This is a genomic window from Aquisalimonas asiatica (assembly GCF_900110585.1).
Classification (GTDB): Bacteria; Pseudomonadota; Gammaproteobacteria; order Nitrococcales; family Aquisalimonadaceae; genus Aquisalimonas; species Aquisalimonas asiatica.
The window spans coordinates 415,499-433,083 of record NZ_FOEG01000004.1; the positions used below are offsets into that span (position 1 = coordinate 415,499).

Genomic DNA, 17,585 nt, shown 5'->3' on the forward strand with positions numbered 1-17,585 from the left:
GGCTACGGCGTACTCCACGCCGGTGCCACTCTGGTGAACAGGGCCTTGAGGTACCGACTCTCCGGGATGGCCGGATGTTCCGGGTGATCGGGCGCCTGCCCGCCCCGTTCCACCAGCTGCAGTGAGCGGTCCACGTGCCGGGCGGCGCCCAGGACTTCGCCCAGGAGCTGCTGTTCGTCCACGTGCGCGGAGCACGAGGCGGAGATGAGCACCCCGTTCTTTTCCAGCACCTGCAGCGCCAGCTGGTTGAGGCGGCGGTAGCCGGAGAGTCCGGCCTTCAGATCCTTCTTGCGCTTGACGAAGGCCGGCGGGTCGACGATTACGGCGTCGAACCGCTCACCGTCCTGGCGCAGCGCCTTGAGCACGTCGAAGGCGTCGCCCTCGACCCCGGTGACGTGCTCGCCGAGGCCATTGCGCTCCGCGTTGGCGTCCAGGGCGTCCAGTGCATCCGAGGAGCTGTCCACGGCAACCAGCGATTCAGCGCCGGCGGCGAGGGCCTGCAGGCCCCAGGCGCCGGCGTAGCTGAATACATCCAGGACGCGCATGCCGCGGACGTAGGGCGCGATCCGGGCCCGGTTGGCGCGGTGGTCGTAGTACCAGCCGGTCTTCTGGCCAGTGGTGGCCGGAACCGAGAAAGTGAGCCCGTTCTCGATGATTTCCAGTGCATCGGGGCCTGCGCCGCCGGCCCAGTCAACAGTGCTCTCCAGGCCCTCCAGCTCCCGGAGGGGGCTGTCCGCGCGCACCAGGACGTGGGCCGGCGCCAGCACACGCTGCAGGGCGCTGATGATGGCGTCCAGGGCGCGGTCCATGCCGGCGGTGTTGGGCTGGACCACGCAGGTATCGCCGTAGCGGTCAATCACCAGCCCGGAGAGGCCGTCACCGTCCCCGTGGACCAGGCGGTAGTGGGGCGTGGGGAAATGGCGCTCGCGCAGCGCCAGCGCCAGGTTCAGGCGATGGACCAGCAGGGACTCGTCCAGCCCGCGCTCCGGGTCGCGGCTGATCAGGCGTGCGCAGATCAGCGAGTGCGGGTTCACGTACGCCGTGCCCAGGGGGCGGCCGGAGTGGTCCCGCAGCGTGGCGTCCTGCCCCGGCTCGAAGGCTTTCAGGGGGGAGCGGGCGCTGTCCACTTCGTTGCTGAACACCCACAGGTGGCCCGCGCGCAGGCGGCGCTCTTCACCCTGCTTGAGGTAGAGGGAGGGGCGTGTCTGCGCCATGGTCTAAACTCTCCGCGGTCGTGCGTGGCCCTGCTGTCTGTGAGCCGGATGGCAAGAGGGCGGATTCTACGCGGGATGCTGGCGCCTTTGCCAGGTATCCCGTGGCTGACCTGCCCGCGCCGGTGTGGATGGTGCTATGCTGCAACACCTGTCGCCAAATGGCGTCGGCTTGCCTGTCGGGCGCCTGGCGCTACAATTTTCGGCCCTTCCGCGCCGTGTTACTGGAGAGTGTTGCGTGACTGCTGCTGCGAGATGCGTCGCCCTGGTGGCGGCACTGTTGCTGGCCATTCCCGCCATGGTCAGTGCCCAGGACCGTTTCATCACCGACGAGCTGGGTCTTGATCTGCGGACCGGTCCGGGCAATCAGTACCGCATCGAGCGCATGGTGCCGGCCGGTACACGGGTCGAGGTCATGGACGAGGCGTCCGGCTGGAGCCAGGTCCGCCTGCCCGATGGTCTCGAGGGCTGGGTGCTCACGCGCATGCTTACCGATCAGCCCAGCGCCAGGGTGCGGCTCAGCCGGTCCGAGAGCGCGCTGGAGAACGTGCAGCAGGAGAACAGCGAGCTCGAGGAGAGCCTCGCTGCCGCCGAAGCGCGCGTCGAGGAGCTTGAGCAGCGCCTCGGCACCAGCGAGAGCGAGCGCGAGACGCTGGAGCAGCGCATGGAGCAGGCCGAGCAGGGCCTCGATCTCTACGAGGAGAACGAGGAGCTCAAGAAGCGCGTCATTGATCTCCAGCGCGAGCTCCAGGACGTGGAGCAGGAGCGCGAGCGTCTGCGTGACCGTGACGACCAGCGCTGGTTCATCGTCGGTGCATCGGTGCTGGGTGCCGGTATCCTCGCCGGCCTGATTCTGCCGCACATGCGCTGGCGCCGACGCTCCAGCTGGGGTGGCGGCGGCCTCTGACCGACTCCGGGGGCCGCGTCCCGCTGCACGCGCCGTTTGCCCCCGGGAACAGGTTTATCCAGAATCCTCCCTGATGCAGGCGTTGTCGCAGCACGACGCATGTTCATGTGGCCGTGGTGTGCACGGCCGGTGACTCATCAATCCCGGGCCGCATAGCCGCGGCCCGATCGTACGGGAGATTCCACTCATGCCGCAGCAGCCGCCCGGGCTCATGCAGATGCTTGAAGAGCTGATCGCCATTCCGTCGGTGAGCAGCGTCAATCCGGCCTTCGACCAGGGTAACCGGGCTGTGGTCGAGCGACTTGGCGAGTGGTTGCATGGGTTGGGGTTTGCCGTGGAGATCCAGCCGGTGCCGGGCAGCGCCGACAAGGCCAACCTGATCGCCACCCTGGGACGGGGTGAAGGCGGCCTCGTGCTGGCGGGACATACCGATACCGTGCCTTACGACGACAGTGGCTGGACGTCGGACCCGTTCGTGCTCAGCGAGCGGGACGGGCGCCTCTACGGGCTCGGTACCTGCGACATGAAGTCCTTTCTCGGGCTCGTGGTGGAGGCGGTGCGGGACCTGCGTGCCGAGGACCTCAAGCAGCCGCTGGTGATTCTTGCCACCGCCGACGAGGAAAGCGGCATGACCGGCGCCAAGGCGCTGGTGGAGGCGGAGCGCCGACTGGGGCGTTACGCCGTGATCGGCGAACCAACGGGGCTGCAGCCGGTGCATCTGCACAAGGGCGTGATGATGGAGGCGATCCGCGTGCGCGGGCGCTCCGGGCACTCCAGCGACCCATCCTTCGGTAACAGTGCCCTGGAAGGCATGCACCGCATCCTGAACGACATCCTCGCCTGGCGACAGCAGGTCCAGTCCCGCAACGTGGATCGTCGCTTCGACGTGCCCGTGCCCACGCTCAATCTCGGCTACATCCACGGCGGCGACAACCCGAACCGCATCTGTGCCCACTGCGAGCTGCACATCGATATCCGGCCGTTGCCGGGGATGAATCTGGACGAGCTGCGCGGCCTCCTGGCCCAGCGCCTGCCGCGGGTGCTCGGGGAGACGGGGCTGGCGGTGGAGATGGAGTCGCTGTTTCCCGGCTTGCCCCCCATGGAGACGCCGTCGGGGTCGCCCATCGTGCAGGTCGCGGAGCAGTTGACCGGGTCAGAGTCCCGGGCCGTGGCCTTCGGCACGGAAGGACCCTACCTGCGCGATCTGGGCATGGATGTAGTGGTGCTGGGGCCAGGGGATATCGCCCAGGCCCACCAGCCGGATGAGTACCTGGCCGCGGACCGGCTGCAACCGACGGTGGACCTGCTGCGGCGGCTCATCCGGCGGTTCTGCATGGATGAGGCGGAGGTGCGGCATGCCCCGTGACGATACCGCCTTTGTGCAGTGGTTCCGGGGCAGCTCGCCGTACATCAATGCGCACCGCGGGCGTACCGTGGTGATCAGTGTCGGCGGCGAGGGGCTGCGCGGTGACGGCGCGGCCGCGCTGCTGCAGGATCTGGCGCTTCTCAATAGCCTCGGGCTGCAGGTGGTGCTGGTGTTCGGTGCCCGCCCGCAGGTGGAGGACCGACTGCGGGCCCGGGACGCGGCGCTGCAGTATCACGGCGGCTTCCGCATCACCGATGCGGCGGCGCTGGAGTCGGTGAAGGAGGCGGTTGGCGCGCTCCGGGTCGATATCGAGGCGCTGCTGTCCATGGGGGTGGCCAACTCCCCCATGGCGGGTTTCCGCCTGCGTGTCGCCTCCGGCAACGTGGTCACCGCGATGCCGCTGGGGGTGCGTGATGGCGTCGACTATCAGCACACCGGCGAGGTGCGCCGGGTGGATACCGATGCCGTCCGGGAGCGGCTGGCCGCCGGCAGCGTGGTGCTGGTGCCGCCGCTCGGGTATTCGCCCACCGGGGAGGTGTTCAACCTGGTCGCCGAGGACGTCGCTCTGCAGGTGGCCACGGCGCTGGCGGCGGACAAGCTGATCTACCTGACCGAAGGCCAGGTGCTCCTGGACGACGCCGGTGCGCTGATCCGGGAGCTCGATCTGCACCAGGCCGTGCGGCAGCTGGACGCCTTGCGGGCCAGTGCGGCGGCCGATGCCCCGGCCGTCCGGCTTCTCCACGGTGCGGTGCGGGCGTGTCGCCAGGGCGTTCAGCGCGTGCACCTGGTGGATCGCCAGCGTGACGGCGGCATGCTGCTGGAGCTGTTTACCCGTGACGGGGTCGGCACACTGGTGGCGGGGGATCCGTTCGAACGGCTGCGTGCAGCGACCGTGGACGACGTGGGCGGCATTCTGGAGCTGATCGAGCCGCTGGAGCGAGAGGGCGTACTGGTCCGCCGCTCCCGGGAAGACCTGGAGACCCGTATCGGCGAGTACGTGGTGGTGGAGCGCGACGGCATGATCATCGCCACGGCCGCGTTGTCGTCGCACCGCAGTGCGCGCATGGCCGAGCTGGAGTGTTTCGTGATCCACCCCGACTACCGCGGCGGCAGCCGGGGCGACGGTCTGCTGCGCCATGTGGAGCGGGAGGCGCGGACCCACGGCGCGGATCACCTGTTCGTGCTCACCACCCGCACGGCCCACTGGTTCCGGGAGCGCGGGTTCGAACCGGCGCGCCTGGAGGACTTGCCGGTGGAGCGTCAGGCGCTCTACAACCTCAAGCGGCGCTCACAGGTCTACATCAAGCCCCTGCGCAGCACCTAGCGGCTGCCGACGGGTCAGGAGTCGTCGGTGAGCTCGTCCGGCAGGGATTCCCGGATGTCGTCCGGGGCCGGATCCGGGGCGCTGTCCGCGGCGTCGGTGTCAGGGGCATCGGTGACGCCGGGGCGGCCGCGACCCATGGCGGCCAGTTCCCCCAGCGCCTCCATGGCGGGGGCGCTGCCGTTACCCGCGGCGCGGCGGATCCATTCCAGGGCGCGGTCCTCGTCGCGCTGGACGCCCTGGCCCTCGTAGTACATGTAGCCGATGGTGTACTGGGCATCCGGGTTGCCTGCTTCCGCTTCGGTGATCAGGCGCTCGAACGCGGTGCCGTAGTCACCGGCGACATAGGCCTGGCGGCCTTCCTCGAAGCGTTCCGATGGCGCCGTCGAGTCCGTGCCGGCGCAGCCTGCCAGCAGCATGGCGGCGACCAGGGCAGCCAGTGATTGTCGCATCCGTGTGAACTCCCGTTGGTCAAGGTTTCAGGCAAGACGGGTTGCCAGGGTGACGCCGTCACCGATGGGCACGACACTGACGTCCACCCGCGGATCCCGCGCCAGTGTCTCGTTGAAGCGCCGAAGCGCAGTGGTGCTCTCGCGCTGGTCGTCCGGATCCGCCACGTGGCCCGACCAGAGGACGTTGTCCACAGCGATCAGCCCGCCGGGGCGGACCAGTTCCAGGGCCTTTTCGTAATAGACGGCGTAGCGTTCCTTGTCGGCGTCGATAAACGCGAGGTCGAAGCTACCCGCAAGACCGTCGGCGATCAAGCCGTCCAGCGTCTCCGTGGCGTCTCCCAGGCGCAGTTCGATGCGGTCCGACACACCGGCGGCCTCCCAGAAGCGCCGGGCGTCTGCGGTGCTGACCGGGTCGTTGTCCAGGGCGACCAGGCGGCCGTCATCGGGCAGCGCCTCCGCCACGGCCAGCGCGGAATACCCCGTGAACGTCCCCACTTCCAGCGCCTGCCGGACGCCCATGGCCCGGGCCAGCACGCGCATGAAGCGCGCCTGCTCCAGGCCGATGCGCATCTGTGGCGCGTGGTACTCCGCCGTTCGCTCGCGCAGCATCCGCTCCACGGTGGTCTCGCCGGGCAGGATGGAAAGCAGGTAGTCGTGCAGGCGGCTGTCGAGATTCAGTGTCTGCTCGGTCATGATGTTGCAGCCTCGTCGTTCATCAACCAGAGTTCTCCTGTAACGGCCAGTCGGTCCGGGCAGCCTTGCTGCGGGGCAGAACGAGAATGTGATGGTTACGGCAGAAACCTGCCGGTCGCCGCGAGAGACTGACCGGATCCTGGCAATGTAACCGCGTTGCGGCATCCACATGTAGAGGCGAATACGGGTATGGACTCCTTGGACCTGCCGCGGGGACGCGCCCTGCGGGTCCTGCAAATCACGGACACGCACCTTTACGGCGACGACGGGCGCCTGGCAGGAGTCGATACCGAGGCCACCTGCCGTGCGGTGGTCGATGCCGTGCGCTACCAGCGTACTCCCGCCGACCTGCTCCTGCTGACCGGTGACGTCATCCACGACGGTGCCGAGCGGCCCGAGTCCGCCTACCGGGATGCCAAGCGCCAGTTCGACGCGCTCGGCGTCCCCGGCCTGGTGATCCCCGGCAATCACGACGATGCGACTCGACTGGCCCGTACGTTCGCCGCCGGCAATGTGCAGCAGCGTGATGCCCTGCTGGCGGGGGACTGGCTCTGCATCATGCTTGACTCCTCCCTGCCCGACGCGGTGTCCGGCCATGTCTCCGCGGGCCAGCTGCAGCGGCTCGACGACTGTCTCTCGGCGCACCCGGACCGGCACGCCCTGGTCTGCCTGCACCATCAGCCCGTGCCCGTGGGATGCGGCTGGATCGATCAGCTTGGCCTGCAGAACAGCGACGAGCTGTTCGCCGTCCTGGACCGGCACGCCTCGGTGCGTGCCGTTGTCTGGGGGCATGTCCACCAGGAGTATGACGGCTGGCGCAACGGCGTGCGCCTGCTTGCCAGCCCCAGCACCTGTGTGCAGTTCCACCCCGACAGCGACGATTTCCGGATCGACCCGCGGCCGCCGGGCTACCGCTGGTTCGAGCTGCGGCCTGATGGTGCGTTGTCCACGGAGGTCATCCGTCTCAGCGATGTGCCGGCGGGGCTCGATCTCGGCCTGCCCGGCTACTGACGCCGCCCCGCCCGATCCCAGTTGCCATGACCCGCCCGACCGTGGACGATAGCGGGTACCGGGCAACACCGGGACGATGCCCGGACGTGGAGGGATCATGTCAGCAACGGATGCGAATCGCCCTGATAACGGCGGCGAGACCGAACGGTTGAGGCGCGAGCTGGCCGCCGTGCGGCAGCGGCTCGAAGACGAGGTGGCGTACTACCGGGGCCAGGTTGAAACCACGCGCCAGCGCGTGGAGTCGGAACACCTCCGCGCCCAGGCCCGGGAGGTGGCGCGCCGGCGGCAGCTGGAAGAGGAGCTGAGCCGTGCGAAGACGGAGCTGCGCGAGCTCCGTGAGCAGAGCGAGCGCCTGCAGCGTCGCTACGAAACCCTGAACCAGCAGTATCTGCAGCAGGAGGAATCGGCGCGCTCCAGTGCCGAAGAGCAGCTGGCGCAGACGCGTGCGGCCGCCCGCTCGGCGTGGCAGAGCGCCGAGGAGGAACTGGCCGCCATGGAGGCGGATCTCGCCCAGGCACGCCGGGCGCTGGCGGAGGAGCAGGAGCGCGCGCGGCAGCTCGAGGAAACGGTGGCGAGCCTGCAGGGGCTCGACGACACCGGTGGCAGTGATCACGAGTCCACCCTTCTGGACGAGATCGCGGCGCTGAAGAAGGCGCTGAACCTCTCGGAGCGCAGCCGCGAGCATGCCAATAAACGGACCGTGCGCCTGGCGGAGAAGCTGGTTGCGATCCAGGCGGAGCGGCGTCTTCGCGACGAGACGGAATCCGCGGAGCCCGCCGCAACCGGGGGGGCATCCCGGTTCGGGGCCGGGAACCCGGTGCCCGTGGACCTGAGTGAGGCCAATGCCGTTCTCAGCGCGTCTCAGGCAGCGGAATCTGCCGGTGACGATGTGGGTGCGGTTGTGCCTGCATCGGCACGTTCTCTGGAGGCCGATCTGGCCGACGAGTTTCGGGTCATCCAGGCGGACCGGTCGCTGGATCGTAGCCGGCTGGAGCGCCTGGAACAGCAGGTCAGGGAGCAGGAGCGCGAGGATGTGCGTCGCGAGCGGGAGCGCAGGGCCCGGCAGCCCGGGGCGTCGTCGCCCCCGGTCGCCGATCCGCCGGAGCCGGACAGCACGCCGCGCGCCCGACCCGGGCCGCCTGCAGCGTCGCCCGCCCCTGCGGCGGAGGACGCGCCGGTGCGTCCCCGTCGCTGGCCATCGGTGCTGGCTCTGGTGGTGTTGATCGGGTTGCTGGGAACGGGGAGCGCCTGGTTTTTCGGCGTACTCCCCTGATCCGTGGGGGCTACGGGGGAGGGCGTCAGATCTCGATCATCTCGAAATCCGCTTTTCCTGCCCCGCACTCGGGGCAGACGAAGGTATCCGGGATGTCCTCCCAGCGGGTGCCGGCGGCAATGCCCTCGTCGGGAAGCCCGTCTTCTTCCTCGTAGATCCAGCCGCAGACCACGCACATGTAAGACTTGTATTCCATGTTTCCTGCCCTGATGCCTGTGTCGGGAGGGCGTTACTCTACCTGTTCGTCTGGCGGGCTCCAATCCCGCCGCCGGGAAGGAGATCGAGACGATGGCTGATGCCGGTGCCGTGCGCGGCCTCTACGCCATAACCGATGCCACGCTGCAGCCGGCGGATGCGCTGCTGGAGCGTGCAGAGGCCGTGTTGCGTGGTGGTGCCGCCGTGCTGCAGTACCGTGACAAGAGCCAGGACACGCCGCGGCGTCGGCGCGAAGCGGCGGGGTTGCTGGCGCTGTGCCGCGACTACGGTGCGCTGTTCGTGGTCAACGACGATGTGGACCTGGCACTGTACGTCGGCGCGCCCGCTGTGCATCTGGGGCGTGACGACGCCGGTCTGCGGCAGGCCCGCACGGTCCTGCCGTCCGGCACGCTGATCGGGGTCTCCTGCTACAACTCGCTGGCGCGGGCGGACACACTGGCCGCGGCGGGAGCGGACTACCTGGCGTTCGGCCGTGCCTACCCGTCGCCCACCAAACCGGATGCGCCGCCGGTCAGCCGCGACACCCTGGCCGCCGCCGTGGCGCGTTACCGGCAACCGGTGGTGGCCATCGGCGGCATCACGCCCGAGAATGCCCAGCCGCTGGTGTCCCTGGGCGTGGATGCCGTTGCCGTGATCAGCGGGGTGTTCGCGGCCGCGTCCCCGGAGCGTGCCGCCGCCAGGCTGGCGGCGCTGTACCACTGACCGCCGGATACGGCTGGTACACTGGCGGGTAGCACCCATTGCGTCATTCACCGACTGCTCCAGCGGGAGGACCGTCAACCCATGAAACACTCCGAGACCCTGTTCCAGGCCGCGAGCCAGCACATTCCCGGCGGCGTCAATTCACCCGTGCGGGCGTTCCGGGGCGTTGGCGGCACGCCGGTGTTCATGCGCCGCGCCCAGGGCCCCTACCTCTACGACGAGGATTATCAGCGCTACGTGGATTACGTCTGCTCCTGGGGGCCGATGATCCTCGGCCACGCCCACCCGGAGGTGGTCGAGGCCGTGCAGCAGGCGGCGGCCCACGGCCTGAGCTTCGGCGCGCCCACCGAGGCCGAGACGCGCATGGCGCAGCAGATCAAGGTGCATTTCCCGTCCATGGAGCTGCTGCGCATGGTCAGCTCCGGCACCGAGGCCACCATGAGCGCGCTGCGGCTGGCGCGCGGCTACACCGGGCGCAACAAGATCATCAAGTTCCAGGGCAACTACCATGGCCACGTGGATGCGCTGCTGGTGAAGGCGGGCTCCGGTGCGCTGACCCTGGGCAATCCCACCTCGCCCGGTGTCCCCGAGGCGGTGGTGGCCGACACCATTACTCTGAGCTACAACGATCTCGACGCCGTGAAACAGGCGTTCGCGGAGTACGGCGAGGAGATCGCCGCCGTGATCCTGGAACCGGTGGCCGGCAACATGAACATGGTGCCGGCGGACGCGGCGTTTCTGCAGGGGTTGCGGGATCTGTGCACCCGTAACGGCAGTGTGCTGATCTTCGACGAGGTGATGTCCGGGTTCCGGGTGCACCTGGGCGGTGCCCAGGCCCGTTACGGCATCACCCCGGACCTCACCTGCCTCGGCAAGGTGGTGGGTGGCGGTATGCCGGTGGGGGCCTTCGGTGGCCGCCGGGAGATCATGGAACACCTCTCGCCCCTGGGGGGCGTCTACCAGGCCGGGACGCTGGCGGGGAACCCGGTGGCCATGGCCGCTGGCCTGAAGACCCTGGAGGTGCTGTCGCGCCCGGGCACCTTCGAGGCGCTGGAGGCCACCACCCGGGTGCTCGCCGATGGCTTCCGCGAGCGTGCGGAGCGCGCGGGCATTCCCCTGCAGGTCACCCACATGGGCAGCATGCTCGGCCTGTTCTTCACCGAGGACGGCCCCGTGCGCACGTACCAGCAGGTGGTGGACAGCAATACCGCACGTTACGGCCGGTTCTTCCACGGCATGCTGGAGAACGGTGTCTACCTGGCGCCCGCGGCATTCGAGGCCAGTTTCGTCTCCACGGCGCACGATGACGACGTGGTGGAACTCACCCTGGACATGGCTGCCCGGGTGATGCAGAACCTGGGAGACTGACCGCCGCGGCTACGCGGGCAGGCGCAGCTGGGGCAACAGCTCCTGCAGCGCCTGCAGCCGCTCCAGCGGGTCGTGCATGGCCAGCAGCTGCTGCTTGCGCTCCAGGGTGACGGGCATCAGCTCCGCCAGCCGGCCGCCGAGCCATTCTGCATCCTGGTCCCGGCGGGTGCAGTGCTGGTAACCGAGACTGGTCATGGCCATGACCCGGTCCAGCAGCTCGACGATGTCGTCCGGCTGCGGGGGCAGGGTGATCTGCTCCGGGGCGGGCAGGGTGAGAACGTCCGCCATGCGGAGCCGGTTCGGGGCCAGCCAGGTCTCGGTAATCTCGAAGCGGTCGCCCCCCAGGGCAAGAATGGCAAGCAGGCCGTCCTTGCCCTGTTCCCAGTCCACGATACGCGCCAGCGTGCCCAGGGGATGAGGTGTGGATGCACCACCCACCTCCCGTCCCTCCCGGATCAGGCAGACGCCGAACGGCGAGTCGGTGCGCAGGCAGCGGCTGATCATGTCCAGGTAACGCGGCTCGAAAATGCGCAGCGGGATGGGGCCGCCCGGGAACAGCACCGTGCGCAGCGGAAAAATGGGAATGTTCTGCAATGTCTTCGGGTGCCGCTCGCTCATCACCGCTATCCGCGTGGTTCGCCCCAGCGGGGCATCAGGTCCTGTGGAATTTCGAGGTGGTCCAGGATGCGTGCGACGACGAAGTCCACCAGATCCTCGATGCGCTCGGGGTGATGGTAGAACCCGGGGCTAGGCGGCATGATCGTCGCGCCCGCCCGGCTCAGTCGCAGCATGTTCTCCAGGTGAATGGTGGAGAACGGCATCTCCCGCGGCACCAGGATGAGTTCCCCGCGCTCCTTTAGAATGACGTCGGCTGACCGTTCGATCAAGTTGTTGCTGGTGCCTGCGGCCAGGGCGGCCAGCGTGCCGGTGGTGCACGGGCAGATCACCATGCGCCGTGGTGCGCCCGAGCCCGATGCGCACGCCGCTGTCCACTCGCTCTGGCCGAGCACCTGGAGCTGTCCCTCCCGGGCGCCAAAGCGCTCCGCCAGGTACCGGGCCGCTTCGCGGTTGCGCCCCGGCAGCTGTTCATCGGTTTCCAGGCCGATGACCACCCGTGCCGGGTCGGAGATGAGCAGTTGCACCGGGCGTTCGGCGGCCAGCAGGCAGGCCAGCAGGCGTAGCCCGTACTGGGCGCCGGATGCGCCGGTGAAGGCGAGGGTGACGCCCTGGTCGCGCAGGGTCATGGTCGTGCTCCCGTGTCGTCGGCGGTGTATCGGGCCGCGAGCGCCTGGAGCAGTCGGTCGTGGATGCCGCCGAAGCTGCCGTTGCTCATGACCACGATGGTGTCCCCCGGGCTGGCGTCGGCGACGATGCGCGCGACGAGCGTGTCCAGGTCGTCGGACCAGTCCGTGGGCGCCTCCATGGCCGCCATCAGTTCACTCACCGACCAGTCGATGCCCTCGGGCTGGAACAGGAACACACTGTCCGCTGCCGTCATGGCCGGTGGAATGGCGGCGCGCTGCGTGCCCAGGCGCATGGTGTTCGAGCGTGGCTCCAGCACCGCGAGCAGACGCCCCTGACGCGCCGGTTTGAGTGCCTCGAGGGTGGCGCGGATGGCGGTGGGGTGGTGAGCGAAGTCGTCCAGCACGCGAATGCCGCTGATCTCGCCGCGCAGCTCCTGGCGCCGGCGCATGCCCCGGAAGCCGGGTAGCGAGGCGAGCCCCTGGGCGATGGGGACACCGGCGTGGCGGGCTGCCAGCAGTGCCGCCAGCGCGTTGCTGGCGTTGTGTTGCCCGTGCAGATGCCAGTTCAGCCGGCCGTGGTCGGTCGTCCCCTCGGCCACGGCGTAGCCGCCGTCGGCCGGTACCAGATGCCAGCCGTGCGGGTCATCCATGGCTTCCAGCTCGCTCCAGCAGCCCAGCGCCAGCATGTCGCGCACCCCGGCATCCTGCAACGGGGCGATGATGCGGCCGTTGCCCGGCACAGTGCGCACCAGGTGGTGGAACTGCCGCTGGATGGCCTCCAGGTCCGGGAAAATATCCGCGTGGTCGAACTCGAGGTTGTTCACCACCAGCGTCTGCGGGCGGAAATGCACGAACTTGGAGCGCTTGTCGAAAAAGGCGCTGTCGTACTCGTCCGCTTCGATCACGAAGAAGGGGCTGGTGCCGAGGCGGGCCGAGACATCGAAGTTGCCCGGGACACCGCCGATCAGAAAACCCGGGTCCAGCCCGGCGTCGTCCAGCAGCCAGGCGAGAATGCCCGCCGTGGTGGTCTTGCCGTGGGTGCCGCTCACGGCCAGCACCCAGCGCTGGTGCAGCAGGTTGTCAGCCAGCCACTGGGGGCCCGACGTATACGGGATGCGGCGCTCCAGCACCGCCTCCACCATGGGGTGGCCCCGTGACAGGGCGTTGCCGATGATGACGCAGTCCGGGGCCGGGTCCAGTTGCCCGGCGTCGTCGTCCGGTGTGACCTGGATGCCCTGGGCGGCGAGCAGATCGCTCATGGGCGGATAGATGCCACGGTCCGAGCCGGTGACCGTGTGGCCCGCCTCCCGGGCGAGCAGTGCCAGGCTGCCCATGAACGTGCCGCAGATTCCGAGGATGTGTACGTGCATCGGGTGCTCGTCTCTTGTCAGGTAGTGTCTGGTTCAGGCCCCGCCGGTGAGGAACAAGGATAACAGCGTATACAGCACCGCCACGGCGATACCACCGCTGATCGGGAGGTCCAGCGCGTGCCGGAAGATGTGGCCCTTGATGGCGATGCTCCACAGCCACAGGGCCAGCAGGGCGAACTGCAGCGGCGGTGTGTCGCCGTCGGTCGTGGCCAGCAGCAGCGGTGCGGCAGGAATGAGTAACAGTAGATCGGTGCCGAACAGGGCGGAGGCGGTCTGGACGAAGCGGTTGGGCAGCCGCCGGAGCTGCAGGGCCAGCCACGTGAACAGGAGCGCAAAGGCCGTTGCGAACGTCACTTCCAGCGCCACTGGCCCGGCCGTCCCCAGCTGTTCCAGAACGAGGACGCTGGCGCCCCAGCCGAGGGCAATCAGCGTGGCCAGGATGGATGTTGCCGCCGGCAGATCCTGGGGACCTGTCTGGAACAGGCAGATGCGCACCAGGGTGCGAAACAGATCGGTCATGCTGACTCCTTCCCGGCGGCGGCGTTCGCCCCCGGATTCTACCCACCTTCCGGGCCGGTGTGTCATGGCGTTGCGCGTCCGGCAGTCCGGGGTCCGGGCCCCTGGATCAACTGATTGGCCGGCCGGGATTTCGGTATGGTGACAGTTTGAGCTATCCTTGCGGCGCTTTTCACCACCGCGACAGCTCAATCCAGCGAGGACCAGTCCATGCCTCCGAGGAACGCCTTCTACGCCCAGTCCGGCGGCGTCACCTCCGTTATCAACGCCAGCGCCTGCGGCGTGATCGAGACCGCGCGTCAGCACCCGGACCAGATCGGTCACGTCTATGCGGGCCGCAATGGCATCATCGGCGCGCTCCGGGAAGACATGATCGACACCGGTCAGGAATCGGCTGAAGCCATCGCCGCGCTGCGGTACACGCCGGCCGGCGCGTTCGGTTCCTGCCGCTACAAGCTCAAGGGGCTGGAAGAGAACCGGCTCGAGTACGAGCGGCTCATCGAGGTCTTCGCCGCCCACGATATCGGCTACTTCTTCTACAACGGCGGCGGTGACTCCCAGGACACGGCGCTGAAGGTCTCGCAGCTGGGCGAGCGCATGGGCTACCCCATTACCTGCGTGGGCATTCCCAAGACCGTGGACAACGACCTGCCGGTGACCGACTGTTGCCCTGGCTTCGGCACCACGGCCAAGTACGTGGCCGTGTCGACCCTGGAGGCCGGGCTCGACGTGCGCTCCATGGCCGAGTCCTCCACCAAGGTGTTCGTGCTGGAGGTGATGGGCCGTCATGCCGGCTGGATTGCCGCCGCGGCGGGGCTTGCGGCCGACCACTCCGGTGATCCGCCCCACGTGATTCTCCTGCCCGAGGTGGCCTTCGACCGGCCGGCATTTCTGGAGCGCGTGCGCGACAGCGTGGACCGTTTCGGTTACTGCGTGATCGTGGTCTCCGAGGGCTTGCGTGATGCCAACGGCGGGTTCATTGCCGATGGCGGCAGCCAGGATGCCTTCGGCCACACCCAGCTGGGTGGCGTCGGGCCGGTGATCGCGCAGATGTGCAAGGACGAACTGGGCCTGAAGTACCACTGCGCCGTGGCCGACTACCTCCAGCGGGCCGCCCGCCACATCGGCTCGAAGACCGATGTGGACCAGGCCTACGCGGTGGGGCGGGCGGCCGTGGAAATGGCGATCGAAGGGCGGAACGCCATCATGCCCACCATCGTGCGCAAGGCCGACGACCCCTACCAGTGGGAGATCGGTGCCGCGCCGCTCAGCGACGTGGCGAACATCGAGCGCAAGCTGCCCGCCGAGTACATCACCGAGGATGGGCTCGGCATTACCGACGCGGCGCGGCGCTACCTGCGGCCGCTGATCCAGGGGGAGGATTATCCGCCGTACCGGGACGGGCTGCCCACGTACATCACGCTCAAGAACGTCTCCGTCCCCCGGCTGCTGGGCACGCCGTTCGATATCTGACGTTTTCTGTACAATGCGCCGCAATCCGCGGCCGGTCACGGCCGCGGAATCAGTCACAAGCAAACGCGAGGGGTTCATCATGAACGTGGACAACATTCCGGTCGGCAAGTCCGTGCCCGACGACATCAACGTCATCATCGAGATTCCGCAGAACGCCGACCCGGTCAAGTATGAAGTGGACAAGGACAGTGGCGCCCTGCTGGTGGACCGGTTCATGGCCACCGCCATGCACTACCCCTGCAATTACGGCTATGTGCCCCACACGCTGTGCGGCGACGGCGACCCGGCCGACGTCCTCGTGGTCGCGCCGTTCGGCCTGGTGCCCGGATCCGTGATCCGCTGCCGGCCCGTGGGCGTGCTGGAGATGACCGACGAAGCCGGTGAGGACGCCAAGATCATCGCCGTGCCGATCAGCAAGCTTTCGCCGCTGTACGACAACGTCCAGGAACCCTCGGATCTGCCGCCGATCCTGCTCGAGCAGATTGCGCATTTCTTTGAGCATTACAAGGACCTGGAGAAGGGCAAGTGGGTCCGCGTGGATGGCTGGAAAGGGGCTGACGCCGCTCGCCAGGAGCTGCTCAGTGCGGTGGAGCGCCACAACGCCGGCGCCTGAGACGCATCACGGGCGTGCAATCCGTGCCCACCTGTGGTGCCATGGAGTCATGTCCAGTGCGCGGAACGGAATTCCGCAGGGGTGGACACGGATTGCAGCAGGCCTATAATCGGTGCTTTATTGCAGTGCACCAAGGCGGGGGTGGCAGTTTGTTCGCTGGCACCCCTGGTCTCGGCAACCGGATAGGCGGGGTGAGCTTCATGGCGATGGCTGAGGTCATGGGCAAGCAGCGTCTCGAAGAGGAAAACCGGGCCTATCGCTCCACCGGCGGTGTCAGCGAGAACAATCGCTGCCTGGGATTCCGGCCAGCGTTCAAGGATGCCGAGACCGGCACGGTGTATCCGTCTCTCAATGCCAGCGGGGCGCCCTGTCCTTTCCACTGCCTCGATGGCCTGCCACCCGAAGTCGTGACCGAGCGCAGTGAATCCGGGCACGTCACCTGCGTGAAAACGTCGCTTGAAGCCGGGTTCGAGCGTCAGGGCGAGTTCTTCACCCGGGCGCAGGCGGCGGATCTGGTCGCACGCGGCGAATAGGGATCATCCTATGCATCATCGTCAGATCCGGTGCACGCTGCCGGCGGCGGCCTGTGCACGGGCCGAATCCATACTGCTCGAGCGTGGTGCCTACTCCGTCACCTTTCAGGATCCGGGCGGAGAGCCCGTTCTTGAGCCGGATCTCGGTACCAGCCCCCTATGGGAGGATGTGGTTGTTCTGGCGCTGTTCGACGGTGACGCCGACCTGCCCCGGATCCGTTCCGGGCTCGAGCAGGCCCTTGGCGCCGGCGCCATCGAGGCGTGGCGTGAGGAAACACTGCCCGACCAGGACTGGGAGCGGGCCTGGATGGACAGCTTCGCGCCCATGCGTTTTGGCTCCCGCCTCTGGGTGTGTCCCAGCACCCATCCGCCCCCCGATGCGGAGGCCGTCAACCTGAAGCTGGATCCCGGGCTGGCGTTCGGTACCGGCACCCACCCCACCACCGCATTGTGCCTGGGGTGGCTGGACGCGCAGCCGCTGGCGGACACGCGGGTCCTCGATTACGGTTGTGGTTCCGGCATACTGGCCATTGCGGCGCTGCTGCTCGGGGCGCCGGAAGCCCATGGTGTGGACAACGACCCGCAGGCCCTGGTGGCCAGTCGCGAGAATGCCGAGCGGAACGGGGTCACCGACCGTCTGCACTTGCTGCGTCACGACCAGCCCGACCCTCCGGTGGCGGACCTGCTGGTGGCCAATATACTGTCGGGCATTCTCATCGACATGGTGCCGCGCCTCATGGCACTGGTGCGGCCCGGTGGGCGCGTGGCGCTGTCCGGTATCCTCGAGCAGCAGGCCGATACGGTGATCGCGGCCTATGCCTCGCATGTGGCGTTCGACGCGCCCCGGTTCCAGGATGGCTGGACGCTGCTGACCGGGGTGCGGCGCGACACCTGACACGGGCATAATTCGGCGAGGACCGCCATGGGGCATGCTCCTAAGGTTTCCATGTACACGCAATGCCCGACCTGTGCCACCGTGTTCCGCATCGACGACGAGCTGTTCCAGGCCGAGGGAATGGTGCAGTGCGGGTATTGCCTGCAGACCTTCGATGCCCGCCGCCGCCTTGCCATGGACCTCCCCGACAGGCTCGCTGATGCCATGCCCGAGCCCGAGCCCGAGCCCGAGCCCGAACCGGAACCGGAACCGGAACCGGAACCGGAACCGGAACCGGAACCGGAACCGGAACCGGAACCGGAACCGGAACCGGAACCGGAACCGGAACCCGAGCCGGAACCCGAGCCGGAACCCGAGCCGGAACCCGAGCCGGAACCCGAGCCGGAACCCGAGCCGGAACCCGAGCCGGAACCCGAGCCGG

The 17,585-nt window shown here is 68.2% G+C and carries 20 protein-coding genes; 12 read left to right on the plus strand and 8 right to left on the minus strand.

Annotated features, from left to right (window positions below; genetic code table 11):
• Positions 1 to 2: 2 nt before the first annotated feature.
• Positions 3 to 1,214 carry a class I SAM-dependent rRNA methyltransferase gene (locus tag BMZ02_RS11865; protein WP_091643979.1) on the minus strand — a complete coding sequence of 404 codons (1,212 nt, stop codon included), beginning with the start codon at positions 1,212 to 1,214 and terminating at the stop codon, positions 3 to 5.
• A gap of 235 nt (positions 1,215 to 1,449) precedes the next feature.
• On the opposite strand from BMZ02_RS11865, the gene BMZ02_RS11870 reads away from it, so the two are divergent.
• From BMZ02_RS11870 to argA, 3 genes are all read left to right on the plus strand, one after another.
• The gene (locus tag BMZ02_RS11870; RefSeq protein ID WP_171909912.1) at positions 1,450 to 2,118 is read left to right on the plus strand and encodes a TIGR04211 family SH3 domain-containing protein; all 669 of its coding nucleotides are present in this window, start codon (positions 1,450 to 1,452) and stop codon (positions 2,116 to 2,118) included.
• Positions 2,119 to 2,305: 187 nt separating this feature from the next.
• Positions 2,306 to 3,484 carry an acetylornithine deacetylase gene (gene argE, locus BMZ02_RS11875; RefSeq protein ID WP_091643984.1) on the plus strand — a complete coding sequence of 393 codons (1,179 nt, stop codon included), beginning with the start codon at positions 2,306 to 2,308 and terminating at the stop codon, positions 3,482 to 3,484.
• On the plus strand, positions 3,474 to 4,808 hold the full coding sequence (gene argA / locus BMZ02_RS11880; RefSeq protein WP_245754019.1) for an amino-acid N-acetyltransferase: 1,335 nt from the start codon (positions 3,474 to 3,476) through the stop codon (positions 4,806 to 4,808). Before argE ends, argA begins: the two co-directional genes overlap by 11 nt.
• Before the next feature lie 14 nt (positions 4,809 to 4,822).
• Here argA and BMZ02_RS11885 read toward each other — a convergent pair whose 3' ends face one another.
• On the minus strand, positions 4,823 to 5,257 hold the full coding sequence (locus tag BMZ02_RS11885) for a tetratricopeptide repeat protein (protein WP_139209205.1): 435 nt from the start codon (positions 5,255 to 5,257) through the stop codon (positions 4,823 to 4,825).
• A 27-nt stretch (positions 5,258 to 5,284) separates the two neighbouring features.
• Positions 5,285 to 5,950, minus strand: coding sequence for a class I SAM-dependent methyltransferase (locus BMZ02_RS11890; protein ID WP_091643989.1), 666 nt, complete (start codon positions 5,948 to 5,950; stop codon positions 5,285 to 5,287).
• A 189-nt stretch (positions 5,951 to 6,139) separates the two neighbouring features.
• Here BMZ02_RS11890 and cpdA point away from each other — a divergent pair, with 189 nt between their 5' ends.
• Together cpdA and BMZ02_RS11900 are read left to right on the plus strand one after the other, a co-directional pair.
• Positions 6,140 to 6,961: a 3',5'-cyclic-AMP phosphodiesterase gene (gene cpdA, locus BMZ02_RS11895; RefSeq protein WP_091643992.1), complete on the plus strand. Its 822-nt coding sequence runs from the start codon at positions 6,140 to 6,142 to the stop codon at positions 6,959 to 6,961.
• A 97-nt stretch (positions 6,962 to 7,058) separates the two neighbouring features.
• Complete coding sequence (locus BMZ02_RS11900; RefSeq protein WP_091643995.1) at positions 7,059 to 8,234, plus strand: coiled-coil domain-containing protein; 1,176 nt, start codon at positions 7,059 to 7,061, stop codon at positions 8,232 to 8,234.
• A gap of 25 nt (positions 8,235 to 8,259) precedes the next feature.
• On the opposite strand, the gene BMZ02_RS11905 is transcribed toward BMZ02_RS11900, so the two are convergent.
• Entirely contained in the window at positions 8,260 to 8,430 is a 171-nt protein-coding gene (locus tag BMZ02_RS11905; protein ID WP_091643998.1) for a rubredoxin, read from the minus strand.
• Positions 8,431 to 8,522: 92 nt separating this feature from the next.
• Between BMZ02_RS11905 and thiE the strand changes: the two genes are divergently transcribed.
• Positions 8,523 to 9,152, plus strand: coding sequence for a thiamine phosphate synthase (thiE, locus tag BMZ02_RS11910; protein WP_091644000.1), 630 nt, complete (start codon positions 8,523 to 8,525; stop codon positions 9,150 to 9,152).
• A gap of 81 nt (positions 9,153 to 9,233) precedes the next feature.
• The gene (gene hemL / locus BMZ02_RS11915; protein WP_091644003.1) at positions 9,234 to 10,520 is read left to right on the plus strand and encodes a glutamate-1-semialdehyde 2,1-aminomutase; all 1,287 of its coding nucleotides are present in this window, start codon (positions 9,234 to 9,236) and stop codon (positions 10,518 to 10,520) included.
• A 9-nt stretch (positions 10,521 to 10,529) separates the two neighbouring features.
• Here the strand turns inward: hemL and BMZ02_RS11920 are convergent, their stop codons facing one another.
• Genes BMZ02_RS11920 through BMZ02_RS11935 form a run of 4 tightly spaced genes read right to left on the minus strand, consistent with a single transcriptional unit; the run spans position 10,530 to position 13,653 of the window.
• Positions 10,530 to 11,138 carry an LON peptidase substrate-binding domain-containing protein gene (locus BMZ02_RS11920; RefSeq protein WP_091644005.1) on the minus strand — a complete coding sequence of 203 codons (609 nt, stop codon included), beginning with the start codon at positions 11,136 to 11,138 and terminating at the stop codon, positions 10,530 to 10,532.
• Positions 11,139 to 11,143: 5 nt separating this feature from the next.
• Positions 11,144 to 11,764: a flavin prenyltransferase UbiX gene (locus BMZ02_RS11925; RefSeq protein ID WP_091644008.1), complete on the minus strand. Its 621-nt coding sequence runs from the start codon at positions 11,762 to 11,764 to the stop codon at positions 11,144 to 11,146.
• A complete protein-coding gene (mpl, locus tag BMZ02_RS11930; RefSeq protein ID WP_091644011.1) occupies positions 11,761 to 13,134 on the minus strand; it encodes a UDP-N-acetylmuramate:L-alanyl-gamma-D-glutamyl-meso-diaminopimelate ligase in 1,374 nt (457 codons plus the stop codon). The genes BMZ02_RS11925 and mpl overlap by 4 nt, the downstream gene beginning before the upstream one ends.
• 33 nt (positions 13,135 to 13,167) lie before the next feature.
• The gene (locus tag BMZ02_RS11935) at positions 13,168 to 13,653 is read right to left on the minus strand and encodes a hypothetical protein (protein WP_091644013.1); all 486 of its coding nucleotides are present in this window, start codon (positions 13,651 to 13,653) and stop codon (positions 13,168 to 13,170) included.
• A 207-nt stretch (positions 13,654 to 13,860) separates the two neighbouring features.
• Here BMZ02_RS11935 and BMZ02_RS11940 point away from each other — a divergent pair, with 207 nt between their 5' ends.
• The 5 genes from BMZ02_RS11940 to BMZ02_RS11960 all read left to right on the plus strand — a co-directional run.
• Positions 13,861 to 15,123, plus strand: a complete 1,263-nt coding sequence (locus BMZ02_RS11940; RefSeq protein ID WP_091644016.1) for a 6-phosphofructokinase — start codon at positions 13,861 to 13,863, stop codon at positions 15,121 to 15,123.
• A 79-nt stretch (positions 15,124 to 15,202) separates the two neighbouring features.
• Positions 15,203 to 15,736: an inorganic diphosphatase gene (gene ppa, locus BMZ02_RS11945; RefSeq protein ID WP_091644108.1), complete on the plus strand. Its 534-nt coding sequence runs from the start codon at positions 15,203 to 15,205 to the stop codon at positions 15,734 to 15,736.
• 200 nt (positions 15,737 to 15,936) lie between these two features.
• A complete protein-coding gene (locus tag BMZ02_RS11950) occupies positions 15,937 to 16,269 on the plus strand; it encodes a hypothetical protein (RefSeq protein WP_245754020.1) in 333 nt (110 codons plus the stop codon).
• Positions 16,270 to 16,279: 10 nt separating this feature from the next.
• Positions 16,280 to 17,164 carry a 50S ribosomal protein L11 methyltransferase gene (gene prmA, locus BMZ02_RS11955; protein ID WP_091644019.1) on the plus strand — a complete coding sequence of 295 codons (885 nt, stop codon included), beginning with the start codon at positions 16,280 to 16,282 and terminating at the stop codon, positions 17,162 to 17,164.
• A gap of 27 nt (positions 17,165 to 17,191) precedes the next feature.
• The coding region (locus tag BMZ02_RS11960; protein WP_171909913.1) for an MJ0042-type zinc finger domain-containing protein at positions 17,192 to 17,585 on the plus strand (394 nt) is incomplete at its 3' end.